This window comes from Bradyrhizobium zhengyangense (assembly GCF_022012555.1).
Lineage (GTDB): Bacteria > Pseudomonadota > Alphaproteobacteria > Rhizobiales > Xanthobacteraceae > Bradyrhizobium > Bradyrhizobium zhengyangense.
Genome location: NZ_JAKLTZ010000013.1, coordinates 46481 through 67948, shown reverse-complemented (window position 1 = coordinate 67948; position 21468 = coordinate 46481). Strand labels below are relative to the sequence as shown.

Annotated in this window: 31 protein-coding genes; 17 read left to right on the top strand and 14 right to left on the bottom strand. The window is 64.0% G+C overall.

Annotation, left to right across the window (positions count from 1 at the left end; genetic code table 11):
* The first annotated feature begins 364 nt into the window (after window positions 1-364).
* From L6639_RS33380 to L6639_RS33365, 4 genes are all read left to right on the top strand, one after another.
* A complete protein-coding gene (locus L6639_RS33380; protein ID WP_237865856.1) occupies window positions 365-748 on the top strand; it encodes a RidA family protein in 384 nt (127 codons plus the stop codon).
* Window positions 749-893: 145 nt separating this feature from the next.
* The gene (locus L6639_RS33375) at window positions 894-1154 is read left to right on the top strand and encodes a hypothetical protein (RefSeq protein WP_237865855.1); all 261 of its coding nucleotides are present in this window, start codon (window positions 894-896) and stop codon (window positions 1152-1154) included.
* 231 nt (window positions 1155-1385) lie between these two features.
* Complete coding sequence (locus L6639_RS33370; RefSeq protein ID WP_237865854.1) at window positions 1386-1640, top strand: hypothetical protein; 255 nt, start codon at window positions 1386-1388, stop codon at window positions 1638-1640.
* Between the two features lie 92 nt (window positions 1641-1732).
* The gene (locus tag L6639_RS33365; RefSeq protein ID WP_237865853.1) at window positions 1733-2371 is read left to right on the top strand and encodes a hypothetical protein; all 639 of its coding nucleotides are present in this window, start codon (window positions 1733-1735) and stop codon (window positions 2369-2371) included.
* Between the two features lie 6 nt (window positions 2372-2377).
* Here L6639_RS33365 and L6639_RS33360 read toward each other — a convergent pair whose 3' ends face one another.
* Window positions 2378-2863 carry a J domain-containing protein gene (locus tag L6639_RS33360; RefSeq protein WP_237865852.1) on the bottom strand — a complete coding sequence of 162 codons (486 nt, stop codon included), beginning with the start codon at window positions 2861-2863 and terminating at the stop codon, window positions 2378-2380.
* A 111-nt stretch (window positions 2864-2974) separates the two neighbouring features.
* Here L6639_RS33360 and L6639_RS33355 point away from each other — a divergent pair, with 111 nt between their 5' ends.
* Both L6639_RS33355 and L6639_RS33350 read left to right on the top strand, forming a co-directional pair.
* The gene (locus L6639_RS33355) at window positions 2975-3742 is read left to right on the top strand and encodes an SDR family NAD(P)-dependent oxidoreductase (RefSeq protein ID WP_237865851.1); all 768 of its coding nucleotides are present in this window, start codon (window positions 2975-2977) and stop codon (window positions 3740-3742) included.
* Between the two features lie 211 nt (window positions 3743-3953).
* Window positions 3954-4202: a helix-turn-helix domain-containing protein gene (locus L6639_RS33350; protein WP_237865850.1), complete on the top strand. Its 249-nt coding sequence runs from the start codon at window positions 3954-3956 to the stop codon at window positions 4200-4202.
* Here the strand turns inward: L6639_RS33350 and L6639_RS33345 are convergent.
* Window positions 4199-4450, bottom strand: coding sequence for a hypothetical protein (locus L6639_RS33345; protein WP_237865849.1), 252 nt, complete (start codon window positions 4448-4450; stop codon window positions 4199-4201). The genes L6639_RS33350 and L6639_RS33345 overlap by 4 nt on opposite strands.
* 157 nt (window positions 4451-4607) lie before the next feature.
* Between L6639_RS33345 and L6639_RS33340 the strand changes: the two genes are divergently transcribed.
* Window positions 4608-5126: a collagen-like protein gene (locus L6639_RS33340; protein ID WP_237865848.1), complete on the top strand. Its 519-nt coding sequence runs from the start codon at window positions 4608-4610 to the stop codon at window positions 5124-5126.
* Window positions 5127-5135: 9 nt separating this feature from the next.
* Here the strand turns inward: L6639_RS33340 and L6639_RS33335 are convergent, their stop codons facing one another.
* Together L6639_RS33335 and L6639_RS33330 are read right to left on the bottom strand one after the other, a co-directional pair.
* The gene (locus L6639_RS33335; protein ID WP_237865847.1) at window positions 5136-5351 is read right to left on the bottom strand and encodes a hypothetical protein; all 216 of its coding nucleotides are present in this window, start codon (window positions 5349-5351) and stop codon (window positions 5136-5138) included.
* 97 nt (window positions 5352-5448) lie between these two features.
* The gene (locus L6639_RS33330) at window positions 5449-5715 is read right to left on the bottom strand and encodes a DUF2277 domain-containing protein (RefSeq protein ID WP_237865846.1); all 267 of its coding nucleotides are present in this window, start codon (window positions 5713-5715) and stop codon (window positions 5449-5451) included.
* Between the two features lie 126 nt (window positions 5716-5841).
* Here L6639_RS33330 and L6639_RS33325 point away from each other — a divergent pair, with 126 nt between their 5' ends.
* The 3 genes from L6639_RS33325 to L6639_RS33315 all read left to right on the top strand — a co-directional run bounded on the left by L6639_RS33325 (window position 5842) and on the right by L6639_RS33315 (window position 8069).
* Window positions 5842-6903, top strand: coding sequence for an alpha/beta fold hydrolase (locus L6639_RS33325; protein ID WP_237865845.1), 1062 nt, complete (start codon window positions 5842-5844; stop codon window positions 6901-6903).
* Window positions 6904-7045: 142 nt separating this feature from the next.
* Window positions 7046-7390: a hypothetical protein gene (locus L6639_RS33320; RefSeq protein WP_237865844.1), complete on the top strand. Its 345-nt coding sequence runs from the start codon at window positions 7046-7048 to the stop codon at window positions 7388-7390.
* Between the two features lie 76 nt (window positions 7391-7466).
* A complete protein-coding gene (locus L6639_RS33315) occupies window positions 7467-8069 on the top strand; it encodes an MSMEG_1061 family FMN-dependent PPOX-type flavoprotein (RefSeq protein ID WP_237865843.1) in 603 nt (200 codons plus the stop codon).
* A gap of 76 nt (window positions 8070-8145) precedes the next feature.
* Here the strand turns inward: L6639_RS33315 and bfr are convergent, their stop codons facing one another.
* The 3 genes from bfr to L6639_RS33300 all read right to left on the bottom strand — a co-directional run bounded on the left by bfr (window position 8146) and on the right by L6639_RS33300 (window position 9509).
* Window positions 8146-8634, bottom strand: coding sequence for a bacterioferritin (gene bfr, locus L6639_RS33310; RefSeq protein ID WP_011089420.1), 489 nt, complete (start codon window positions 8632-8634; stop codon window positions 8146-8148).
* A 133-nt stretch (window positions 8635-8767) separates the two neighbouring features.
* Window positions 8768-9037, bottom strand: coding sequence for a (2Fe-2S)-binding protein (locus L6639_RS33305; RefSeq protein ID WP_237865842.1), 270 nt, complete (start codon window positions 9035-9037; stop codon window positions 8768-8770).
* A 166-nt stretch (window positions 9038-9203) separates the two neighbouring features.
* Window positions 9204-9509 carry a hypothetical protein gene (locus L6639_RS33300; protein ID WP_237865841.1) on the bottom strand — a complete coding sequence of 102 codons (306 nt, stop codon included), beginning with the start codon at window positions 9507-9509 and terminating at the stop codon, window positions 9204-9206.
* 135 nt (window positions 9510-9644) lie between these two features.
* Here L6639_RS33300 and L6639_RS33295 point away from each other — a divergent pair, with 135 nt between their 5' ends.
* Together L6639_RS33295 and L6639_RS33290 are read left to right on the top strand one after the other, a co-directional pair.
* Window positions 9645-9971, top strand: a complete 327-nt coding sequence (locus L6639_RS33295; protein WP_237865840.1) for a hypothetical protein — start codon at window positions 9645-9647, stop codon at window positions 9969-9971.
* 239 nt (window positions 9972-10210) lie between these two features.
* Window positions 10211-10495, top strand: a complete 285-nt coding sequence (locus tag L6639_RS33290) for a hypothetical protein (RefSeq protein ID WP_188108359.1) — start codon at window positions 10211-10213, stop codon at window positions 10493-10495.
* 76 nt (window positions 10496-10571) lie between these two features.
* Here L6639_RS33290 and L6639_RS33285 read toward each other — a convergent pair whose 3' ends face one another.
* Window positions 10572-11798 carry a lytic murein transglycosylase gene (locus L6639_RS33285; RefSeq protein WP_237865839.1) on the bottom strand — a complete coding sequence of 409 codons (1227 nt, stop codon included), beginning with the start codon at window positions 11796-11798 and terminating at the stop codon, window positions 10572-10574.
* A gap of 7 nt (window positions 11799-11805) precedes the next feature.
* Window positions 11806-13455, bottom strand: coding sequence for an energy-dependent translational throttle protein EttA (gene ettA / locus L6639_RS33280; RefSeq protein WP_237865838.1), 1650 nt, complete (start codon window positions 13453-13455; stop codon window positions 11806-11808).
* Window positions 13456-13691: 236 nt separating this feature from the next.
* On the opposite strand from ettA, the gene L6639_RS33275 reads away from it, so the two are divergent.
* A complete protein-coding gene (locus L6639_RS33275; RefSeq protein ID WP_194466555.1) occupies window positions 13692-13901 on the top strand; it encodes a hypothetical protein in 210 nt (69 codons plus the stop codon).
* 132 nt (window positions 13902-14033) lie between these two features.
* The gene (locus L6639_RS33270; RefSeq protein WP_237865837.1) at window positions 14034-14996 is read left to right on the top strand and encodes a D-2-hydroxyacid dehydrogenase family protein; all 963 of its coding nucleotides are present in this window, start codon (window positions 14034-14036) and stop codon (window positions 14994-14996) included.
* Window positions 14997-15068: 72 nt separating this feature from the next.
* Here L6639_RS33270 and L6639_RS33265 read toward each other — a convergent pair whose 3' ends face one another.
* The gene (locus L6639_RS33265; RefSeq protein WP_237865836.1) at window positions 15069-16226 is read right to left on the bottom strand and encodes a L,D-transpeptidase; all 1158 of its coding nucleotides are present in this window, start codon (window positions 16224-16226) and stop codon (window positions 15069-15071) included.
* A gap of 142 nt (window positions 16227-16368) precedes the next feature.
* Window positions 16369-16545 (bottom strand): hypothetical protein, encoded by a 177-nt coding sequence (locus L6639_RS33260; RefSeq protein WP_237865835.1) that lies wholly within the window; start codon window positions 16543-16545, stop codon window positions 16369-16371.
* Between the two features lie 45 nt (window positions 16546-16590).
* Here L6639_RS33260 and L6639_RS33255 point away from each other — a divergent pair, with 45 nt between their 5' ends.
* The gene (locus L6639_RS33255) at window positions 16591-17382 is read left to right on the top strand and encodes a hypothetical protein (protein ID WP_237865834.1); all 792 of its coding nucleotides are present in this window, start codon (window positions 16591-16593) and stop codon (window positions 17380-17382) included.
* A gap of 18 nt (window positions 17383-17400) precedes the next feature.
* Here the strand turns inward: L6639_RS33255 and sseA are convergent, their stop codons facing one another.
* From sseA to L6639_RS33240, 3 genes are all read right to left on the bottom strand, one after another.
* Complete coding sequence (sseA, locus tag L6639_RS33250) at window positions 17401-18252, bottom strand: 3-mercaptopyruvate sulfurtransferase (protein ID WP_237865833.1); 852 nt, start codon at window positions 18250-18252, stop codon at window positions 17401-17403.
* A gap of 125 nt (window positions 18253-18377) precedes the next feature.
* Entirely contained in the window at window positions 18378-18791 is a 414-nt protein-coding gene (locus L6639_RS33245) for a rhodanese-like domain-containing protein (RefSeq protein WP_061027208.1), read from the bottom strand.
* Window positions 18792-18919: 128 nt separating this feature from the next.
* Window positions 18920-20095, bottom strand: coding sequence for a vWA domain-containing protein (locus tag L6639_RS33240; protein ID WP_212234810.1), 1176 nt, complete (start codon window positions 20093-20095; stop codon window positions 18920-18922).
* Window positions 20096-20219: 124 nt separating this feature from the next.
* Here L6639_RS33240 and L6639_RS33235 point away from each other — a divergent pair, with 124 nt between their 5' ends.
* Both L6639_RS33235 and L6639_RS33230 read left to right on the top strand, forming a co-directional pair.
* Window positions 20220-20465, top strand: coding sequence for a GlsB/YeaQ/YmgE family stress response membrane protein (locus L6639_RS33235; protein ID WP_237865832.1), 246 nt, complete (start codon window positions 20220-20222; stop codon window positions 20463-20465).
* Between the two features lie 105 nt (window positions 20466-20570).
* Entirely contained in the window at window positions 20571-21413 is an 843-nt protein-coding gene (locus L6639_RS33230; RefSeq protein WP_008140272.1) for an AAA family ATPase, read from the top strand.
* Window positions 21414-21468: the final 55 nt, after the last annotated feature.

Genomic DNA, 21468 nt, shown 5'->3' with positions numbered 1-21468 from the left:
AGGCGCGAGCCGTCAGCCATACACTCAGCTGTCATCGCCCGGCTCGACCGGGCGATCCAGTATTCCAGAGACCAGCGTCGAAGAGCTCGCTCTCACCACATCCGCCGCGGCGTACTGGATCGCCCGGTCAAGCCGGGCGATGACAGCGGAGTTCGAGGCTGCAAGGCGCGCGCACCCGCACCATCCCCATCATGCCATCCTGCCACTGTTTTGCCCGACGGGTCAATCCAAATTTCTGTCTTCCCGAATTACAGTTTCGCCAATCATTTCTACTGTGCATGGGGTTGTTTTCGCGTTTTGTGTTGGAGCACGCCCCGCACACCGCTACGCTCTCCCAACTCACCTCGCATCCTCGGAGGCCCCCATGCCGATCCAGCATTTCGCTGCCCCGCCGCACGTCAAGGCGCCGCCGCTCTCCTTCGCGACCCGTGTCGGCGACCTGCTGTTCGTGTCGGGCATCCCGGGCTTCGACGCCCACGGCGCGCTGCCTGACGGGTTCGAGGCGCAGTTCGCCAACGTCGTCGTCAACATCAAGCGCGTGCTGGACGAGGCCGGCGCCACGACGCGCGACCTCGTCAAGGTCAACGTGCTCCTGACCCGCCCCACTGACGTCGCCGCGATGAATGCGCTCTATGCCGGCGCGTTCGGCCCGCCGCCGTTCCCTGCACGCACCACCTGCGTGGTGCAGGCGCTGCCCGATCCGAAAATGCTGATCGAGATCGAGGCGGTGGCGTCGCTGGCGAAGTGAGCGTGTGTGTCTTGCAGGGCACGCAGCCAAACCAAGTGGCCGCGCCGGTCTGACATATCCGTGAAGGCGGGCTCCCCGGCTTGCAAAGCCGCTGTTTTTACCGCACGAATTTTCGGATCACCCGCCCAGACCAAGGAGATTTTCCATGCGTCGCGTTTTCGCCCTTTGTGCCGTTGCCGGCATCGCCAGCTCCGTCTTTGCAGTGCCCGCCTCCGCGAAGGTCGGCTATTACGTGATCCGCTGGGACAACACGGGTATCTGCCAGGTCTGGAACGAGGACCTGCAGTACAAGCCGCCCCAGTGGGGCGTCTCGACCTACAAGGTCGTCAGCAAGCCGTTCCCGACTTTCACCCAGGCCTCGGACCTCCAGATCAAGCTGCGTGGCGAGCGTCGCTGCACGCTCTGAGCCATCGGGCCGTTTCTGTTTGAGGGCGGGTTGCGCGAGCAGCCCGCCCTCTTCTTTTGGCAGGTCTTTTGGCAAGCGAATTCCGCGATTTCCCGCGTTTTCGCTTTGAACCTGATCAGCGCACGGAACTACTCACCTCTTGTCCGGGGCGCAGGCTGAGGAAGCGCCCCGCACCCCCTCCCCGTCATGGTCGGGAGGCGCATCACATCTTTCAATTTGAGGAGCTGATCCATGCGTCGTCGTATTTCCATGCTCTGCGCTGCCGCCGGTCTCGCCGCTGCCGCTTTCGTCGCTGCGAGCCCGGCCGAAGCCGGCTATCACCTGATCCGCTGGCAGGACAGCGGCTTCTGCCAGATCTGGGACGAGAGCATTCCGACCACGCCGTGGCCCGCCGGCTATCATCGCGCCAGCGCGAGCGTTCCGACCTTCGTCGACGCGCTCGTCATGAAGGACAGCGCGCTCAAGGCCGGTCACTGCAGCTGGTAAGACTTCGATCGGCGGACGACAGGGCCGGGCAAGGATGCGACGCTAGCATCCTTGCCCGGTCGTTTTTTCACCTCGCCGACAGGAGCAGGTCGATGCGCGCACGGACCACGCGGCTGGCGGCCCTCGCCGCTTCGCTTCTGCTCACTGCTGCGGCTGCGTCGCAGGCCCCGCGATCCTTCCGCGTGATCTCGCCGATCTTCGGCCAGCTCGTCGCCTTCGCGATGCCGTCTGACTTCGCGGCCGTGTTCGAGAACACCAAGGGCGGCCACTACATCCGCGAAGCCGTGCTCAAGGGTGAGACGCCCGAGCGCTGGACGCAGATGATCACGGTCACCGGCGAGAAGGGCATGACGCTGACGCCGGGCAGCTCGCCGGAGATGTTCGCGGGCACCATCGCCGGCGGCTTCAAATCGGCCTGCCCCGACAGCTTTGCGGCAAGGCCTTTGGGCGCGACCATGTTCGGCCGCTTCGAGGGCTTTGTCGCGGTGATCGGTTGCGGTCGCATCGACAGCGGCCCGACGCGGCACAGCGAGACCGCGCTGCTGATCACGCTCAAGGGCGCGAGCGACTATTACACCATCCAATGGGCCGAGCGCGGCCCCGAAAGCGACGAGCCGCCGGTCAACGACGAGCGCTGGCAAAGGCGCCTACGCGATCTCAACCCGATCGATCTCTGCCCGATCGTCTCAGGCGAAGCCGCGCCCTATCCAAGCTGCGTCAACAAGAGCTGAGCGCTCTCAGGCGTCCTTGTGCGCGCCGGGATGAATCAAGACATCGCGGGCGGCCGACAAGTCGATGAAGGCCTGCGCGCTGCCGCCCTGGTCGGGATGCATGCCCTTGGCGGCGCGACGATAGGCCTGGTTGATGTCCTCGCAAGTGAGCTGCACTGCGAGCGGCAGGCCCAGCATCTTGCGGGCGCGATCCTCGCTCGACAGTTTCTTTGGCGCCGCGTTGCGACGGCCGAAGCGCGGCGCGGTCAGATCATGGACGACATCGAGGATCACGCCGACGCGGCGCCGGGCGGCGAGCGTCACGCCGTGATCGTCATTGTCCGCGACTTGGCGCAGCACGGGGAGCGCTTGCTCGGCGGCCTGCCGCAGCGTGGCATCCGTGCTCATCCGCACGATCTCGGCCACCAGCCGGCCAGCCTCGGCCCAGTCCGCAAATTCCGCCGACCGCAGGCGCTCGAGCGCCAATTTCCAGGATTCGAGTCGTTCCATCATGCGCGCAACGTTTAGCAACGCGGACGAGTATGCCAAGGCCGCCGTTTCCGACCCCTTAATTTCGGGTTAGCCTTTCATGAAACTTAGAAACGAATCCGGGAGGAAATTGCCATGGCATTGCTCGCAAACCACATCGCTGTCGTCACGGGCGCCGGTTCCGGCATCGGCCGGGCGATCGCCGCCGGCTATGCCCGTGAGGGCGCGCAAATGGTGCTGCTCGACGTCAACGCCGCCACGGTCGCGGAGGCCGCCGAAGAGATCAGCAAAGCCGGCGGTAAGGCTACGAGCTTTGCGCTCGACGTGACCAGGCGTGACGACTGCTTCGCCCTGGCCAAGCAGGTCGCCGACAAGGTCGGTCAGGTCTCGATCCTCGTCAACAACGCCGGCATCACCCGCCGCAACGCCATCACTGCGGAGACCGAGGCGGTGGCGAAGGACTGGAACGACATCATCTCACTCAACCTCAACGGCGTCTTCAACACGACGCAGGCCTTCCTCGCGCCGCTGCGTGCAGCCAAGGGCCGCATCGTCAATATCGCCTCGATCCAGTCTTTCGTGCATCTGCGCACGCCGAGCTCGGCGGCCTACACCACTTCGAAACACGGCGTGCTCGGCTTCACCAAGGCGCTCGCGGTCGAGCTCGGCAAGGAAGGCGTGCGCGTCAACGCGATCGGGCCAGGCTTCATCGAGACCAACATCAATGCCCATGTACGCGCCACCAATCCTGCTTTGGTGCAGGCCTTCGTCGACCACACCCCGCTCGCACGTACCGGTAAGCCGGAGGACATCGTCGGCCCCGCGATATTCCTTGCGTCAGACCTGTCGTCTTTCGTCACAGGATCGATCGTCATGGTGGACGGCGGATATCGCACGGTGTGAGTGAGATCGGTCCGCGTTGCTATGCATCTCGTGCCAATCGCGGCAACGCGGCGGCATTCCCAAGGTCATCTGGTGCGATCGATCGAAATTAACCTTTCATTAACCAAACCCGCCCACCGTAGATCTACGGCTTAGGATATACGGCTTGGGGGTCGTTTGTTCTCGATCCGCTTCCAACGATGGAGGCGGGCGTTGATCGGGGAGTGTGTTGATGACCACTGTTCATGTCGCGGCGCCCGAGCAGGGCGCGCAATTCCTTGCACCCAATGAGATCGTTCCACTGTTGATCGGCGCGACCGTCGGCGAGGTCGAGCGCGAGCTCGTGCTGCAGACGCTCGCGCGCTGCGACGGCAACCGCACGCGTGCCTCGCGTGTGCTCGGCCTGTCGGTGCGCACGCTGCGCAACAAGATCAGGATTTATGCCGCCTCCGGCATCGAGGTGCCGGCCTATCACGACTAGCGCGTGACGGCGCCGGAGAGCGTCCGGTACAGCTTCGTGCCGACAAGCAGTGACACCGTGATGATCGCGACCCAGGCCGCGGTCAACGCGATGGCGCGCAGCGCGAAGGCCGTCAGTATAGCCCATGACGGCTGCGGCTCCTCGGCATAGCCAACCGGGACGACGTCCGGCACGAGCAGATGGGCAAGGCCGAGCGTCGCTGCGAGAACGACCGCGGACAGGCAGAAGACTTTCCAGGCTGCGCGCATCGGTCGTTCCTCGCAAGGATTGTGGCCGCGCGTCATCAATGACACGGCGCCCTGCGGCGCCGATTGATGTTGATCAAGCCCGCCACGACGCCCGGGCGGAATTGCTGCTGTCGTCAAACGCCGCTAAGTAGCAAGCTTGCCAAGAGGGAGTAGCGGCGTGGCAGACGATCAGGGACGGCCGGGACCACAGGGTCCGCGCGGGCGGCAGGGCGAACCGGGGCGACCGGGGCCGCAGGGTCATCCGGGCAAGCGAGGCCCGGACGGTGCACGCGGCAAGCCGGGACCACAAGGTAAACCGGGACCGGCCGGAAAGGCAGGCGCACAGGGCAAGGCTGGTTTGCCGGGCAAGCCGGGCGAAGCCGGCCCGCGGGGCGCCGCAGGACCGCAGGGCTCCTCAGGACCTCAGGGCCCAGCCGGCCCCCAGGGCCCGCGCGGCGAGCCAGGCCCTCCCGGTCAATTACCGTCCATCGAACAAGTGCTGCCGTGGCTAGATCAGCTCTTCGACGCCTGGGATGAACGTCGCCGCCAGCGCGAGCAGGAGGCCGCCGAGCACGCCGCGCTCGAAGCTGCAGTGCACGAGGCTGAAGATGCGTCCTCGGATGACGAGAGCGACGAGGGCGAAGGCGACGAGCCCAAGAGAAAGAAGAAAAAGAAGAAGCACGGCCACAAGGACTAGCGGGCGCAGCTACTGCGCCTGGTCGTCCCGCCGCGGCACCATGCCCATGCGCTCGAACTGCCAGCGCATGGCGCGGTACCAGAGATAGCCGACTGCCGCGCCGCAAACCGCCAGGATCACCACGTTTGCGCTTGAGAACGATCCGCTCCACCACATCATCCACGCGGTCCACAACAGCGTGAATATGATGGCACCTGCTTTCAGCGGAAGAAGGGGACGGCTCATGGTTCCTGCTCCGGGTTGTCAGAACCCCGGCAGGCATCATCGCGCGTCACGGCCAACGCCACCGTGAGGCAGGTCACGGTGGGACCTTGCGGAACCTCTAACCGAAGCGCAGCCGCGAACGCTCCTTGGCTTTCTCCGCCTCGACCTCTCGGTCGCGCGCCGGTGCGTGGGTGTGCAGCGAGGTCAGCAGTCTTCGCGCAGCATCCGAAACCTCCGCCACCGCGCGGTCGAAGGCCGCCTCGTTGGCCTGTGACGGCTTGTTGAAGCCGGAGAGCTTTCGAACGAACTGGAGTGCACTGGCGTGGATCTCCTCCTCTGTCGCCGGCGGCTCGAAATTGAACAGCGTCCTGATGTTGCGGCACATGCCGTTTCTCCCGGTGGTTTCCCCTTAAGACGATCGGCTGAGCCGAAATCCTACATCGTTCCGCCCTCTTCTGGTAAGGTCCACGCCAACGCGGCCGCCGGATATGAGCCGCCTGGGGAGAGGAACATGAAAGCATATTTTGCAGCGCTGTCGGCCATTCTGCTGTCCGTTTCCGCATCGGCATACGCGGCGGACTACCCGGCGCCGAAGCAGGGCGATTGGGTCGCGCGGGATTTCAAATTCCACACCGGCGAGGTCATGCCGGAACTGAAGCTGCATTACACCACGGTCGGCGAACCGACTGGACAGCCGGTGCTGGTGCTGCACGGCACCGGCGGCTCGGGCGCAAGCATGCTGACGCCAGCCTTCGCCGGCGAATTGTTCGGCGCCGGCCAACCACTCGACGCGTCCAAATATTACATCATCCTCCCAGATGCGATCGGCCACGGTAAATCGTCGAAGCCCTCCGATGGCATGAAGACGAGCTTTCCGAAATACGATTACGACGACATGGTCGAGGCGCAGCATCGCCTCGTGACTGAAGGCCTCGGCGTCAAGCACCTGCGGCTCGTGATCGGCAATTCCATGGGCGGCATGCAAACTTGGCTGTGGGGCGAGAAGTATCCGAAGGACATGGACGCGCTGGTACCGATGGCCTCGCAACCGACCGAGATGGCGTCACGCAACTGGATGCTGCGACGGATCATGCTCGACACCATCAGGAACGATCCCGACTACAACGGCGGCAACTACACCAGCCAGCCACGGATGATGAAGTACGCGATCACCGCCTATGGCATTGCCAGCATCGGCGGCACGCTCGCCTATCAGCAACAAGCGCCGACCGCGGCGAAGGCCGACAAGATCGTCGACGAGCGACTGGCGACGCCGATTACTGCTGACGCGAACGACTACGTCTATCAATGGGACTCCTCACATGACTACAACGCTGCCGAGAAGCTCGAGGCTATCGAGGCCTCGCTGCTGCTGATCAATTCCGCCGACGACGAGCGCAATCCGCCCGAGACAGGGATCACGGATGCCGCGATGAAGCGGGTCAAGAACGGCAAGCTGTACCTCATCCCCGCGAGCACCGAGACGCGCGGCCACGGCACCACCGGCAACGCAAAATTCTACAGCGAGCAGGTCCGACAATTGCTGCAAACCGCACCGCAGCGGACGATGTAGACATCGTCGGAGCAACCTCGATATCGCAACGCATCATATGCGGCGCCTCGGCGCCGCATATTATTTGAGCATGCAATGAGCCGGCGGCTCGGGCTTAATCGCATCAACGATACGAATCGAAAACGCGATGAGGAGGATTTGCATGCACAGGCTTGCGCTGTGCGTTTGGCTCGCCGCGATGACGAGCACCGCGCTCGCGTTCGACAATGGTCAGTACGACAGCGTTCCGCCCGACATCCGCGCGTGGTTCAAGAGCGTGATCGCGCCGAACGGCGTACCCTGCTGCGACATTTCGGATGGCCACCGCACCGACTACGACGTGCGCAAAGGTGCTTACTGGGTGCCGATCGAGGGACAATGGATGGAGGTGCCTGAGCGCGCCATCATCCGTGATCGCGGCAATCCGGTCGGTCAAGCCGTGGTGTGGTACGTCCATCACCGCGGCGCCATCATCATCAGCTGCTTCGTACCGGCCGACGCGGTCTGACGTCTCAAGATGGAATTCGTTGGCGGACGTAAAGCAATCAAGTAGTTTGACGCCGAGCTCATCCGGAGGCACACCGTTGACCTACCTTTGCGCCGAAGACCTCGCCACCATCTATGCGAAGCCAACCCCGCGCGTGATCGCCAAAGCGCGTCCCGCGATCGATGCGCATGCGAAGAAGTTCATCGAGATGTCGCCGTTCTGCGTGCTCGCGACATCGGGACTCGACGGCAGCGTCGATGCCTCACCGCGCGGTGGCGGCGTCGGCTTCGTCCATGTCGCTGGCCCAAACCAGTTGCTCATGCCCGACCGCGCCGGCAACAACCGCATCGACAGTTTTCGCAATGTCGTCGAGGGCTCGGGGTTCGTGCATCTGCTGTTCTTCGTGCCTGGGATCGACGAGACGCTGCGCGTCGGGGGACGCGGCACGCTCTCGACCGATCCGGATCTGCTCGCCGCGATGGTGGAGTTCGGCAAGCCGCCGCGCGCGGTGCTGAACGTCGCCGTCAGCGAAGTCTATTTCCACTGCGGCAAGGCTCTTATGCGCTCCAAGCTGTGGTCGCCGGAGAAGGTGGCGCGCTCGGTGATGCCGAGCATCAGCCAGGTCATCCACGATCAGACCAGCCTCGGCGAGCCCGAGAGCCAGGAGATCGTGGAAGAGCGTTACAAGGCGCAGCTGTAGCTGGGGCACTGGAACGAAAAAGGCCGTCCCCGCAGAAGCCGGGACGGCCTCGCAACTGTGTGACTAACGTCGGAGCCTAATGCCCTTCGCCCTCGAGCCCGCCGACGTGCTTCTGGGTGTAGAGTTCGAGGCCGATACGGCCGATCAGGTCGAGCTGGGTCTCGAGGAAGTCGATGTGGTGCTCCTCGTCGCTCATCAGCTTCTCGAACAGGTCACGCGTGACGTAGTCCTTGACGCCGTGGCAGTAGGTCGCCGCTTCCTGGTAAAGCGCCCGTGCGCTCATCTCTGCGGCGAGATCGCACTCGATGATCTCCTTGACGTTCTGGCCAATGCGCAGGGGATCGAGCACCTGCATGTTCGGGAAGCCGTCGAAGAAAAGGATGCGCGCAGTCAGCTTGTCGGCGTGCTCCATCTCCTCGATGGACTCCTTGCGCCAGACCTTGGCCATATCCAGCAGGCCCCAATTATCGAGAAAGCGATAGTGCAGCCAGTACTGGTTGATCGCAGTCAGTTCGTGACGCAGCGCCTTGTTGAGATAGTCGATGACTTTTGCGTCGCCCTGCATGGTCCACTCCAGCTCTTGCAGTCCAAATCGGCGCTACACCGATTTTAGAATGCTTCTAAATGAGATCAAACATGAGAGCAACCGGCTACCGGAACGCGGCCAGGGAAAAGCTCAGATGAAATGGCAAAAGAATTCAGCAGGCGGCTAGGGCGAACTGTGCGGGTTCGGCGATCTCATTCGCAGCCACTGTGTGGCTGTGCGGGCAACCGGCGCAGCAGGATTGCGCACATGGGCCAAGTGCTTCGTCGATGATCGTCTTGATCGTTCGGGCGCAGCGACCGCATTCGGCGCTGCAGCCGAGGCATCCATAGACCTGCTTGGCATGACGCACAGCATCGTCGGACTCGGCGACGGCGGCGCGGATGTCGTCATCGCTCAGCACGTTACAGGAACAAACGATCATGGAAGCGGTAGGCCCTTCGGTGATGCGCCATCATCGATATTTAAGGGGCCGGCCGGATGCAAAAGGAAAAGCCGGTATTTCAAGCTATTCCAAACTGGCCCGGATAGAGCCTAGAACGGCTCTAAAATAGCGAGTTGCGCTGGATCAAGAAGATGCCGAACCGGGCTTAATCGCTGCTCCCGCCGCCTCCACCATCGCCACCGCCACCGCCTCCGCAATCTCCGCCACTGCTGCCACCGTCGCTGGCGGAGCAGCTGCCGCTGTCGGTCGAGCTTCCGGAACTGTCGCTGGAGAACCAGCTTCCCAGCGAGAAGCCCTCATTCGTCGTATCCGAATAGCTGTCGCTGCCGCCGCCATCGCCACCCGTCCTGGCGCGCGGCCGCGGAGCACGGTTCTGCAGATGGGTCATCAGGGCATAACCCACCACGCCAACGGCGCCGAGGGCGATCAGGGCATTGGTCAGGGCGTTCATCGTCGTCTCCCGGGCTTGCAAGCCTCTGTCTCAACCAATTGGTCGCATCCGCCCAACGCGCCGTTCATTGATCATTCAAGCGAAATATGGAACTTTGGCCGGAAGAGTTATGCGGTCCTGTGAAAGGTCGAGCCGATGAAGAAGACGCTATTGGCAGTCGCTGCTGCCGCCACCCTGGTCCTGACCGCTGGAACGCCGGCTCATGCGCAGCGCGGTGTCGCGGCGGGCGTCGCCGCCGGCATCATTGGTGGCGCTATCGTCGGTGGCGCCCTGGCGTCTCCGTATTATTACGGACCTGGCCCGGGTTACGGCTATGGCCCCGGCTACTATCCGCCCCGCTATTACGCGCCGGGTCCCGGCTACGTCGCCGACGACTATTACGGCAATGGCTGCGTCTGGCAGAAGCAGCGCTTCTGGGACGGCTACGCCTGGCGCGTCCGCCGCGTCCGAGTCTGTGGCTGAGGCGCATTAGACCGGATCGCTTGAGCGGTTTCGGTCGGGCCGGTTCACTACGGATGCGCCGTTCATCTCAAGGCCCGAAAAAGACCGCTTTTTCTCGTCACAGCTCCGTGTGCGTTTACCGTGGATTGACCATTTGCGCGCTTCCTAGCTGCAAGGCCAATTCCATCAGCGTGTGCGTGAACCTTTGAACCCCGGACGCTCCTAACAAGGGACGTCCTTCTCCCAGGAGAGCCAAGAGCATGAAGAAGACTATTGTTGCCGCCCTCACGGTTGCGACGATCGCCGGTTCGCTGGTGACCGCCACGCCGTCCGCCCAGGCCCATGACGGTGTCGGCGTCGGCATTGCTGCCGGCCTGCTCGGCGGCGCGATCATCGGCGGCGCCATCGCGTCGAGCCGTCCCGCCTATGGTGGTCCGGTTTACGTCGCCGAGCCGGGCCCGCCCCCGCCGCCCTGCTACTGGCAGCGTCAACGCTATTGGGACGGCTACGGCTGGGTCATTCGCCCGGTTCGCGTTTGCTACTGATCTGATCGCTCGGCGCTGACCAAGCGCTGCGATCGAAGCCCGGCCGAGACCATCGGCCGGGCTTTTTCTTTGGTTGCTAGCGTGCTGCCTGGATCGAGCGCAGCACCTCTTCGCTCGGCCAACAATCGACCTTGAGCCCCGCCGATTTCTGATAAGCGCCGAGCGCGGCGCGCGTCTGCATGCCGGCCTTGCCGTCGATCTTGTCCTTGTACAAACCAACGCGGGTGAGCCCGCGCTGCATCGCCTCCACATCCCTCGTGCGCAATTGCTTCGACGCCGACCAAGGCGTCGCGAACGGCAATGGGCTCGTCATGCGGTCGCTGAGATAGCCGACGAACAGCACGTAGAGGTCGGAGAAATTGTATTCCTTGATGACGAAGTAATTCTTCGTGGTCAGGAATGCCGGACCATAGATGCCCTCCGGCTGAAGCAGCGAGGCCGGCTGGGCCTGCTCTGCGGCACTCAGTTTCTGTCCGCGCACCGGCACAAAGCCTTCACGCAACCACTGGCCGATCGGCTTGGTCACCTCGGGCACGCCGACGGTACAATCCACCTTCGCCGGTGCCTGCACCTCGTAGGCCCAGCGCACGCCGCTCTGCCAACCCTTGTTGACGAGCTGCTGCGCAGCCGAGGCCAGCGCATCCGGCACCGAGTGCCAGATGTCGATGCGGCCATCGCCGTCGAAATCGACGCCGTGCTTGTAGTATTCGGACGGCAGGAACTGCGTCAGTCCGGTCGCGCCGGCCCAGGACGAGGTCATGTCCTTGCGCGTTACCACGCCCTCGCCCAGAATCTTCAACGCGAGGATGAACTCGTTGCGATAGGTGTCCTTGCGCCGGCCGACATAGGCCTGCGTCGCCAGCACGCGGACGAGATCGTAAGGCAATTTATAGCGGCCGTAATCGGTCTCGCGGCCCCAGATCGCGAGCATGACGGTCGCAGGCACGCCGGAGCTCTTCTCGATCTTCGTCAGCGCAGCACTGTATTTTTGCAGCAGCCGCTGTCCCTCGCCCGCGAGATTCGCAATCGAGGACTCCCTGACATAATCCGCCGGCACCTGCACGAATTCGGCCTGCGACGGCGCGCCGGTCGCGGGGCGTCCCGGCAGGATCAAGTCAGGCAGCTTGTAGTCCGGTTCGAGCCCGCGCGTCTGTTGATCGAACGTTGCGCGCGACACGCCGGCCTCTTGCGCTTCCGGCCAGAGCGAAGCGATGAACTGCGTGAACGCAGCGTCGGCGGCGTGGGCGGACGACCATCCGCAGGTGAGCACAGTCACAGCAGCGATGAGCGCCCGCCACATCATGCCGAGATCACCGCGTCAGCTTCTTGTACTTCACGCGGTGCGGAATGATGCTGTCCTGGCCGAGCCGGCGCATCTTGTCCTTCTCGTAGTCCTGGAAGTTACCTTCGAACCATTCGACGTGGCTGTCGCCCTCGAAGGCCAGGATGTGGGTCGCGATGCGGTCGAGGAACCAGCGATCGTGGCTGATGATGACGGCGCAGCCGGCGAAATCCTCTAGCGCCTCTTCAAGCGCGCGGAGCGTGTCGACGTCGAGGTCGTTGGTCGGTTCGTCGAGCAGCAGAACGTTGGCGCCGGACTTCAGCATCTTGGCGAGATGGACGCGGTTGCGTTCACCGCCGGAGAGCGCGCCGACCTTCTTCTGCTGGTCGGCGCCCTTGAAGTTGAACGACGAGCAATAGCCGCGCGAGTTCACTTCCTTCTTGCCGAGCAGGATCAGTTCGTTGCCGCCGGAGATCTCCTCCCAGACGGTCTTCTTGCCGTCGAGCGCGTCGCGCGACTGGTCGACATAGCCGAGATGCACGGTCTCGCCGATCGTGATCGTGCCCTTGTCGGGCTTATCCTGCCCCGTGATCATCCTGAACAGCGTGGTCTTGCCAGCGCCGTTGGGACCGATGACACCGACGATGCCGCCGGGCGGCAGCTTGAAGGTGAGATTGTCGATGAGGAGCCGATCGCCAAAGCCTTTGCTGAGGCCTTCGAAATCGACCACGTTGGCGCCGAGCCGCTCGGCCACGGGAATGATGATCTGCGCGGTCTGGCTCTGCTTCTCGCTCGCCTGCTTGAGCAGTTCCTCATAGCGCTGGTAGCGCGCCTTGGACTTGGCCTGGCGTGCCTTGGGCGAAGACGCGACCCATTCCTGCTCGCGGGCGAGCGTCTTCTGATGCGCGGCGTCTTCGCGGCCTTCCTGCTCGAGGCGCTTCTGCTTCTGCACCAGCCAGGACGAGTAATTGCCCTCGTAGGGAATGCCGCGGCCGCGATCGAGCTCGAGGATCCAGCCGGTGACGTTGTCGAGGAAGTAGCGATCGTGGGTGACGATCAGGATCGCGCCAGGATAATTGCGCAAATGGCCTTCCAGCCACGACACGGATTCGGCGTCGAGATGGTTGGTCGGTTCGTCCAGCAGCAGGAGGTCAGGCTGGTCGAGCAAAAGACGGCACAACGCGACGCGGCGGCGCTCACCGCCGGAGAGTTTCGTCACATCGGCGTCGTCGGGCGGGCAGCGCAGCGCGTCCATGGCCTGGTCGACCTTGCTGTCGAGATCCCAGAGGCCCTGGGCCTCGATCTCGTCCTGCAGCTTGGTCATCTCATCGGCGGTCTCGTCCGAATAGTTGACGGCGAGCTCGTTGTAGCGGTCGAGAATCGCCTTCTGCTTGGCGACGCCTAGCATGACGTTCTCGCGGACGGAGAGCGCAGGATCCAGGTGCGGCTCCTGCTCGAGATAGCCGACGCGGGCGCCCTCGGCGACCCAGGCCTCGCCGGTATATTCCTTGTCGAGGCCCGCCATGATCTTGAGCAGGGTCGACTTACCCGAGCCGTTGACGCCGAGAACGCCGATCTTGGCGTCCGGGTAAAAGCTGAGGTGGATGTTATCGAGCACCTTCCGGGTCGGGTAGCTCTTCGTCAGGCCCTGCATGAAATAGATGAACTGGCGCGCCATCGGTCCCGTGAAACCTTCAATTTGAGGAGATTTGCTTAGCCAGCGATGTAGCGATCCCGCCTCCAAAGGGCAATGTTTTCCCTCCGTTCACCACGGATGAATACTGGTCGGACACCATCCGGACCCATATCCGGACAATTGAAACCATCTTTTAATCAATCAGGCCAAAGCTCGGTTTCGCGCGGTAACAGCGCCCCCTGCTCAGAATGAACGGGGAGTACAGCGAGGCCCACATCATGGCTCTGATCGAGACTCATTCCCTTCCCGTTCCGGCAGAAGCCGGTCGCGCCAACGCGCTCGTCCTGGAGATCAAGGGTTTCTGGAAGCGCTTCTTCGCCACCGCCTTCAACCCCTACCGGCCCGAATTGCATTACATGCGCGGCCCCGGTCCCGCCTGGCGGGCCAAGCACGGCATGGATGCGCCGATCCGGTTGAAGCCGCGCTGAATCGCCCCGTCCCTGTCGGATTTTTGAAGACCCAGACTGCTTGCGCGCGAGGCTGATTGCGCGCAACCATGGCCCGGTTCCGACAATGGCGCCCCGCCCGGCGCTGTCACCTCTCGCCATGGATTGACGCTGATGACGCGGCTGCGCTGTGCAATTCTCGACGACTATTTCAACCTCGCCCTCGACGTCGCCGACTGGTCGAAACTATCCGACCGGATCGACACCACTGTGTTCAGCCATCCCTTCGCCTCGGAGCAGGCCGCGGCCAGCGCGCTCGCTGACTTCGAGATCATCTGCGCGATGCGCGAGCGCACGGCGTTCCCCAGAAGCCTGTTCGACAAGCTGCCCAAGCTGAAGCTGCTGCTCACGTCGGGCATGCGCAATGCCGCGATCGACATGGAGGCCGTGAAGGCGAAGGGCATAGCGCTCGCAGGCACGCAATATTCGCGCGACCCGACCGCGCCGCTCACCATGGGCCTGATCCTCGAACTGACTCGCGGCATCGGCCGCGAGAATGCGCGCATGCATGCGGGCGAGCCCTGGCAGACCTTTGCCGGCGTCGAGATCGAAGGCCTGACGCTCGGCGTCGTTGGGCTGGGCAAGCTCGGCACCAAGATGGCCGGCATTGCCAAGGCGTTCGGCATGAACGTGATCGCCTGGAGCCCGAACCTCACCCCGGAGAAGTGCGCGGCCGCCGGCGTCGGCTACGCCACCAAGGAGGAGCTGTTTGCCAAGGCCGACATCATCACCATCCATGTGGTGCTGAGCGATCGCTCGCGCGGCCTCGTCAGCCGCGCAGATCTTGCACGGATGAAGCCAACCGCGTTCCTCGTCAACACCGCGCGCGGACCCATTGTTGATGAAGCTGCGCTGTTGGAGGCGTTGCAGCAGCGCAGGATAGCCGGTGCCGGCCTTGACGTGTTCTCGGTCGAGCCATTGCCGCTCGATCATCCCTTCCGCAAGCTCGACAATCTCGTGCTGACGCCGCATCTCGGCTACGCCACCGAGGACGGATTGCGCATCCATTATGGCCAGATGGTCGAGGCGATCGACGCTTTCACCAAGGGCAACGAGATGCCGCGGAAGCTGGCCTGATCGACGCAGATCTCAAACGACGAAGGGCGTGCCGATGGCACGCCCTTCTCAATTCCAGTTGTCTTGAAGCGCTTAGCGCACGGTGACAGGCGCGGGCAGCGGCGGCACGACCGTCGGCTGCGTGCCGGGGACCGGGCCAGCCTGGGCAGCCATCGGAGCCGGACCGGGCGCGGCCGACGCGGTTGCCTGCGGCGGATTGCCCGGCATCACCACCACGCGGGTGCCGACCTTGGCGCGGTCGAAGAGGTCAGACACGTCCTCGTTCAGCATGCCGATGCAGCCGGAGGAGACGAACTTGCCGATCGTCGAGGGCTGGTTGGTGCCGTGGATGCGGTACACGGTCGAGCCGAGATACATCGCGCGGGCACCGAGCGGATTGCCTTCGCCGCCGGCCATGAAGCGCGGCAGATAGGGCTGGCGCTCGATCATTTCCGCCGGCGGATGCCAATCCGGCCACTCGGCCTTGCGGGTGATCTTCTGCACGCCGGTCCAGGTGAAGCCGTCGCGGCCGACGCGAACGCCGTAGCGGATCGCCCGGCCATTGCCGAGGACGTAATAGAGATAGGTGTTCGGCGTATCGACCACGATAGTGCCGGCCGGCTCCTTGGTCTGGAACGCGACCTCCTGGCGGCGCAGGTTCGGCGCCAGCTGCGCCGGGGCCGCGTCAGGCTGCTCCTCGGGCGGCAGCGCGGCGACCGACATCGGCCGGCCATCGGCGCCCTGCTGCGGGACCGCGCCAGTCGCGGCGGGGCCACTGACGGCTTCCGGCGGACGCATGCCATCGCTGGCGGGCGCCTGGCCCGGGCGATCAGCGTAGATCACTGCCGGCGGAGCGGCGGGACGGCCGTAGCGGGGGTCGTCGGGCGACATCACCGGCCCCTGCGGCGGAGCGGCGGAATAAACCGGCGGAGCACCGGCCGGACGGCCGTAACGCGGATCATCCGGCGACATCACCGGGCCCTGCGGCGGGGCTGCAGAGTAGACCGGCGGGCCGGCAGGGCGAGCGTAGCGCGGATCCTCAGCCGGACCGGGCGGCGGCAGCGAGGCCTGCGGCATCGCGTCGTCATCTTCCAGAGAGTCGAAATTCGGGGTGCGGTCGCCGGGCCGGTATTCGGCCGGAGCGCCATAGCTCGGCGCCTGCTGAACCGGATAGCTCTGGGCCTGTGCGAGCGAGGTTCCCGCCGCAGCGACTGTTGCGGCAGCGCATATCGTCAGAAAATGTTTGATCATCATCGCTCTTGTGGTGTCCCGGGCCCCGTCCGAGCCGTCGACGGCCAGATGACCGAAGATAGCGGCACATTCAAGACATAACAGGCTGATATGTGCCGATTGTGCGATTTGTGATGCAATCGCACACAGTTGCTCCGTTGCATCACGGGGTGAAAATCGCATTGCGCCGTAGATTGCCGGAGTCAACACCCCGATTTTTACGGAACGGCGCGAAGACGTTGCGATATGGTCGAATCAGCCTGATTCGCCACGATTTGAGCTCGAATCCCCGCGTGGCGAAGGCGGCGTTCAGTACCGTCACCGCGTTCAGATGGCTCATGGGCCCTGGCCACACGCTGCCGGGGCGGAAATTCGCAACCCGTCAATGCTTCCCGGCTTTCGCTTCCTGCTTGCCGCGATCCTGCTGTCTACCTCCATCCTGGTGTTCGGCCTAGGCGCCGCCGCACTCGTGCGGGCGAGCCACGAGCAGTATGTCAGCAACCCCTCCTGGCGGAACGGCCCGCAGGAGCAAGTGTTCGCACAAAGCCCCGAGCCGGCCCAGCCAGTGCTCGCGGCCCTGCGCGTCGAGCCCGTCGCCAACGAGGCGGCGCCGGCGATGCCGGACCAGGTCTCGAGCAATCAGGTCCTGACCAATCAGGTACCGAGCATTGGGCAGCCCGCGGTCGAGACCGGGCCCGAGCAGATGGCCGCGGTGACGCTACAAGCCCAGCCTGAGCCTCAGCTCGTCGCCGTCGCGCCGGCTGTCGAGACGGCTCCGTCCGCCACCGAAGCGCCGGCTGTTGAGCCGGCCAGGAGCGAGGCCGCGGCACCCGCGCCAACCGACACGCTCACGCCGGCCGACACGACCGTTTCAATTACCACCCCGCCGTCGGCTCCGGCGACGTCCGCCACCGATGTGCCGCGAACTGCAACGCCGGCACTGGCCTCGCGCGTGAGCGACATCGCAGCCGCCCGGGTGGCGGCGCTGAACGAGCTTGCGCCGGCGAAGCCCAAGGCGGGCCGCGCGACGCAAGACAGCAAGCCGCGCGCGCACAAGCCGAGGAAGCGTCACCGCATCGTGCGGCGCGCGCCGCCGCCTCAGCAGGTCAACCAGGCGCTCGATCCGTTCGGCCAGCAACAGCAGACGCTCGCCACGACGGCTGCGCGAACGCGCTGAGACTTACTCCAACTCTCTTTACGCCGGCCCGCTCGCGATCGCCGGGCCGCCCTCCTGGCCCCATTCCGACCACGAGCCGTCATAGAGCGCGGTGTCGGTGATCCCGAGGCGATAGAGCGCGAGCGTCAGCACGCCGGCGGAGACGCCGGAGCCGCAGCTGGTCACGATCGGGGCGTCGAGCTTCACACCGGCACCAGTGAAGGCAGCGCGCAGGTCTTCGAGCGGCTTCATCACGCCGGTCGCGGCATCGAACAGTTTGACGTATGGCACGTTGCGCGCGCCGGGGATGTGGCCCGAGCGGATACCCTCGCGCGGCTCGGGGGCGCGGCCTTCGAAGCGGTCGGCAGCGCGGGCGTCGATCACCTGCTCGGCGCGGCTTTCAACGTTCGCGACCAGCTGCTGCATGCTGCGCACGCGCTTCGGATCGTAGCTCGCCTTGAAGGTCGCGGCCTTCGGCTTGACCTCGCCGCTCTCCACAGAGCGTCCCTCGGCGCGCCACTTCTTCAGGCCGCCATTGAGGATGCGGACATTGCTGTGGCCGAAGGCCAGGAACATCCACCAAGCGCGGGGCGCCGCGACCCAACCGCCGGCGTCGTAGAGCACCACCGTGTCGCTGTTTCCGATGCCGAGATTACCGACGTCGCGGCCGAACTGCTCGGCGCTGGGATACATATGCGGCAACGGATTGGAATGGTCGGACACCGCGTCGACGTCGAAGAACACCGCGCCCGGCAGATGCGCGGCGAGATAATCATCCTTCGGCAGGGGCAGCACGCCCGGCAGCTTAAAGCTGGCGTCGAGCACCTTGACGTTGGCGTCGTTGATATGGGCGGCGAGCCATTCGGTGGAGACGAGGGGATCGGTGGCCATACGGAGTATTCCTTGTCATTCCGGGGCGTGCGCAGCACGAATCCAGATTTCATCGTGCAGCGGGGGCGGTGGATGAATGGATTCCGGGTTCGCGACTTCGTCGCGCCCCGGAATGACGAGAAGGGTTACCCCTTCTTCTTCGGCTCCCACGCTTCCGTCGGGCCGCCGGCATCGCGCCAGGCGGCGTAGCCGCCGGCGATGTGGGCGACGGGCTTCAGGCCCATATCCTGCGCGGTCTTGGCCGCGAGCGCAGAGCGCAGTCCGCCGGCGCAATGGAAGACGAACTTCTTGTCCTCCTGGAAGATCGGCTTTGCGTACGGGCTCTGCGGATCGATCCAGAATTCGAGCATGCCGCGGGTGCAGGAGAACGCGCCGGGGATGCGGCCCTCGCGCTCGATCTCGCGGGGATCTCTGATGTCGACGATGACGACGTCGCCGTTCTTGGAGATCTCGATGGCGTCCTTGGCCGAGAGTGTCTCGATCTCGGCATTGGCCTCGTCGATCAGCGCCTTGATTCCGCGGGTGATGGTCTGGGGCATATGGGTCTCCCTCTTGTTGTCATTCCGGGGCGCGCGTAGCGCGAGCCCGGAATCCATTTCTCTACACGCACTGCGGCCCGATGGATTCCCGGGCTCGATGCTTCGCATCGCCCCGGATTGACAAGAAGCTAGTGCGTCAGTTCCTTCATCGCATGTTCCAGACCCTCGATCGTGATCGGATACATGCGGTTTGCAAAAATGCGTTTGATGATGGTGGTCGATTCCGAATAGTCCCAGTGCTTCTGCGCGACCGGATTGAGCCACACCGTATGCGGATAGGTGCGGATGATGCGGTCGAGCCAGACCGAGCCAGGCTCCTCGTTGACGTGCTCGACCGAGCCGCCGGGCACCATGATCTCGTAAGGCGACATCGAGGCGTCGCCGACGAACACGACCTTGTAGTCGTGCGGATATTTGTGCAGCACGTCCCAAGTCGGCGTGCGATCGGTGAAGCGGCGCTTGTTCTGCTTCCACACGCCTTCATAGAGGCAGTTGTGGAAGTAGAAATACTCCATGTGCTTGAACTCGCTCTTCGCCGCCGAGAACAGCTCCTCGACCTGCTCGATATGCGAGTCCATGGAGCCGCCGATGTCGAAGAACACCAGGAGCTTCACCGCATTGCGCCGCTCGGGCCGCATGTGGACGTCGAGATAGCCGTGATTGGCGGTCTCGCGAATGGTGGTGTCGAGATCGAGCTCATCGGGCGCGCCGGTGCGCGCGAATTTGCGCAGGCGCCGCAGCGCCACCTTGATGTTGCGGATACCGAGCTCGACATTGCCGTCGAGGTCCTTGAACTCGCGCTTGTCCCACACCTTCACGGCACGGTTGTTGCGGTTCTTCTCCTGGCCGATGCGGACGCCTTCAGGATTGTAGCCGTGCGCGCCGAACGGCGAGGTGCCGGCAGTGCCGATCCATTTCGAGCCGCCCTGATGTCGGCCCTTCTGTTCCTCGAGGCGCTTCTTCAAGGTCTCCATGAGCTTGTCCCAGCCCATGGCCTCGATCTGCTTCTTCTCTTCCTCGCTGAGATATTTTTCGGCGAGCTTCTTCAGCCACTCCTCGGGAATCTCCGCCTTCTCCATGGCGTCGAGCAGGCTTTCCAGCCCCTTGAACACCGTGCCGAAGACGCGGTCGAACTTGTCGAGATTTCGCTCGTCCTTCACCAACGAGGTGCGCGACAGATAGTAGAAATTCTCGACCGAATAGTCCGACAGGTCAGCGTCGAGCGCCTCCATCAGCGTGAGGTATTCGCGCAGCGTCACAGGGACCTGCGCATCGCGCAGAGACGTAAAGAATTGCAGGAACATGGGTGACAGATTGCCCTTCGGGGGACGGACGTCAAGGGGCGGAGACCGGCGTGGGACGCTGGACCGGGAGGCTTTTTGCTCTAGAATTGACCGCCTCAACGGGTTGTTTCGGGGACGTTTTGTCATGGGTATTCTCGCGGCGCTCATCATTGGCGCCATCGCCGGCTGGCTTGCCGGCAAGATTGTCCACGGGGCGGGATTTGGGCTGATCGGCAACATCGTCGTCGGCATCATCGGCGCGCTGGTGGCGAGCTGGGTGCTGCCCCAGCTGCACATCGAGCTCGCCACCGGCACGATCGGCGCCATCGTAGATGCCACGATCGGCGCGGTGATTGTGCTGGTCATCCTTTCACTGATAAGACGGGCCTGAAAGCCTGACCGAACCAGGAACGGCCGCCATGCGCGGCCGTTCCCATGTCGCGACCAGGGCCAAGAAATTGGCAATTCCTGGGATGACGACCAACAAGGACGCGCAATGAAATTTACCGGCACCAAGGACTATGTTGCGACCGACGATCTCAAGGTCGCCGTCAATGCCTCGATCGTGCTGGAGCGCCCGCTCCTCATCAAGGGCGAGCCCGGCACCGGCAAGACGGTGCTGGCGGAGGAAGTGGCGAAGGCGTTGAACGCACCGCTGCTGACCTGGCACATCAAGTCCACTACCAAGGCGCAGCAGGGCCTCTACGAGTACGATGCGGTGTCGCGCCTGCGCGACAGCCAGCTCGGCGACGCGCGCGTCTCCGACATCAAGAACTACATCAAGCGCGGCAAGTTGTGGGAGGCCTTCACCGCCGAGCAGCGCCCGGTGCTCTTGATCGACGAGATCGACAAGGCCGACATCGAATTCCCGAACGATCTCCTGCTCGAGCTCGACCGCATGGAATTCCATGTCTACGAGACCGGCGAGACGATCAAGGCCAAGCAGCGCCCGATCATGATGATCACCTCCAACAACGAGAAGGAGCTGCCGGACGCCTTCCTGCGCCGCTGCTTCTTCCATTACATCAAGTTTCCCGACGCCGACACGATGGGCCGCATCGTCGACGTCCACTTCCCCGGCATCAAGAAGCGCCTGGTCGAGGAAGCGCTGCGCATCTTCTTCGAGGTGCGCGAGGTGCCCGGCTTGAAGAAGAAGCCGTCGACGTCGGAGCTTCTGGACTGGCTCAAGCTGCTGCTCAACGAGGACATGAGCGTCGAGCAGCTGCGCGAACGCGACCCGCGCAAGCTGATCCCGCCGCTGCACGGCGCGCTGCTCAAGAACGAGCAGGACGTGCATCTGTTCGAGCGGTTGGCGTTCTTGAGCCGGCGGGAAGTGTAAGCCACTGCCTCTCCCGTCATCCTGAGGTGCGAGCAGTGTGGGGCACAGCACCGCA

Excerpts from the sequence above, each read along its gene's own strand:
- L6639_RS33380 (WP_237865856.1), top strand. The coding sequence starts at position 365 with ATGCCGATCCAGCATTTCGCTGCCCCGCCGCACGTCAAGGCGCCGCCG.
- L6639_RS33375 (WP_237865855.1), top strand. The coding sequence starts at position 894 with ATGCGTCGCGTTTTCGCCCTTTGTGCCGTTGCCGGCATCGCCAGCTCC.
- L6639_RS33370 (WP_237865854.1), top strand. The coding sequence starts at position 1,386 with ATGCGTCGTCGTATTTCCATGCTCTGCGCTGCCGCCGGTCTCGCCGCT.
- L6639_RS33365 (WP_237865853.1), top strand. The coding sequence starts at position 1,733 with ATGCGCGCACGGACCACGCGGCTGGCGGCCCTCGCCGCTTCGCTTCTG.
- L6639_RS33360 (WP_237865852.1), bottom strand. The coding sequence starts at position 2,863 with ATGATGGAACGACTCGAATCCTGGAAATTGGCGCTCGAGCGCCTGCGG.
- L6639_RS33355 (WP_237865851.1), top strand. The coding sequence starts at position 2,975 with ATGGCATTGCTCGCAAACCACATCGCTGTCGTCACGGGCGCCGGTTCC.
- L6639_RS33350 (WP_237865850.1), top strand. The coding sequence starts at position 3,954 with ATGACCACTGTTCATGTCGCGGCGCCCGAGCAGGGCGCGCAATTCCTT.
- L6639_RS33345 (WP_237865849.1), bottom strand. The coding sequence starts at position 4,450 with ATGCGCGCAGCCTGGAAAGTCTTCTGCCTGTCCGCGGTCGTTCTCGCA.
- L6639_RS33335 (WP_237865847.1), bottom strand. The coding sequence starts at position 5,351 with ATGAGCCGTCCCCTTCTTCCGCTGAAAGCAGGTGCCATCATATTCACG.
- L6639_RS33330 (WP_237865846.1), bottom strand. The coding sequence starts at position 5,715 with ATGTGCCGCAACATCAGGACGCTGTTCAATTTCGAGCCGCCGGCGACA.
- L6639_RS33325 (WP_237865845.1), top strand. The coding sequence starts at position 5,842 with ATGAAAGCATATTTTGCAGCGCTGTCGGCCATTCTGCTGTCCGTTTCC.
- L6639_RS33320 (WP_237865844.1), top strand. The coding sequence starts at position 7,046 with ATGCACAGGCTTGCGCTGTGCGTTTGGCTCGCCGCGATGACGAGCACC.
- bfr (WP_011089420.1), bottom strand. The coding sequence starts at position 8,634 with ATGCAGGGCGACGCAAAAGTCATCGACTATCTCAACAAGGCGCTGCGT.
- L6639_RS33305 (WP_237865842.1), bottom strand. The coding sequence starts at position 9,037 with ATGATCGTTTGTTCCTGTAACGTGCTGAGCGATGACGACATCCGCGCC.
- L6639_RS33300 (WP_237865841.1), bottom strand. The coding sequence starts at position 9,509 with ATGAACGCCCTGACCAATGCCCTGATCGCCCTCGGCGCCGTTGGCGTG.
- L6639_RS33295 (WP_237865840.1), top strand. The coding sequence starts at position 9,645 with ATGAAGAAGACGCTATTGGCAGTCGCTGCTGCCGCCACCCTGGTCCTG.
- L6639_RS33290 (WP_188108359.1), top strand. The coding sequence starts at position 10,211 with ATGAAGAAGACTATTGTTGCCGCCCTCACGGTTGCGACGATCGCCGGT.
- L6639_RS33285 (WP_237865839.1), bottom strand. The coding sequence starts at position 11,798 with ATGATGTGGCGGGCGCTCATCGCTGCTGTGACTGTGCTCACCTGCGGA.
- ettA (WP_237865838.1), bottom strand. The coding sequence starts at position 13,455 with ATGGCGCGCCAGTTCATCTATTTCATGCAGGGCCTGACGAAGAGCTAC.
- L6639_RS33275 (WP_194466555.1), top strand. The coding sequence starts at position 13,692 with ATGGCTCTGATCGAGACTCATTCCCTTCCCGTTCCGGCAGAAGCCGGT.
- L6639_RS33270 (WP_237865837.1), top strand. The coding sequence starts at position 14,034 with ATGACGCGGCTGCGCTGTGCAATTCTCGACGACTATTTCAACCTCGCC.
- L6639_RS33265 (WP_237865836.1), bottom strand. The coding sequence starts at position 16,226 with ATGATCAAACATTTTCTGACGATATGCGCTGCCGCAACAGTCGCTGCG.
- L6639_RS33260 (WP_237865835.1), bottom strand. The coding sequence starts at position 16,545 with ATGAGCCATCTGAACGCGGTGACGGTACTGAACGCCGCCTTCGCCACG.
- L6639_RS33255 (WP_237865834.1), top strand. The coding sequence starts at position 16,591 with ATGCTTCCCGGCTTTCGCTTCCTGCTTGCCGCGATCCTGCTGTCTACC.
- sseA (WP_237865833.1), bottom strand. The coding sequence starts at position 18,252 with ATGGCCACCGATCCCCTCGTCTCCACCGAATGGCTCGCCGCCCATATC.
- L6639_RS33245 (WP_061027208.1), bottom strand. The coding sequence starts at position 18,791 with ATGCCCCAGACCATCACCCGCGGAATCAAGGCGCTGATCGACGAGGCC.
- L6639_RS33240 (WP_212234810.1), bottom strand. The coding sequence starts at position 20,095 with ATGTTCCTGCAATTCTTTACGTCTCTGCGCGATGCGCAGGTCCCTGTG.
- L6639_RS33235 (WP_237865832.1), top strand. The coding sequence starts at position 20,220 with ATGGGTATTCTCGCGGCGCTCATCATTGGCGCCATCGCCGGCTGGCTT.
- L6639_RS33230 (WP_008140272.1), top strand. The coding sequence starts at position 20,571 with ATGAAATTTACCGGCACCAAGGACTATGTTGCGACCGACGATCTCAAG.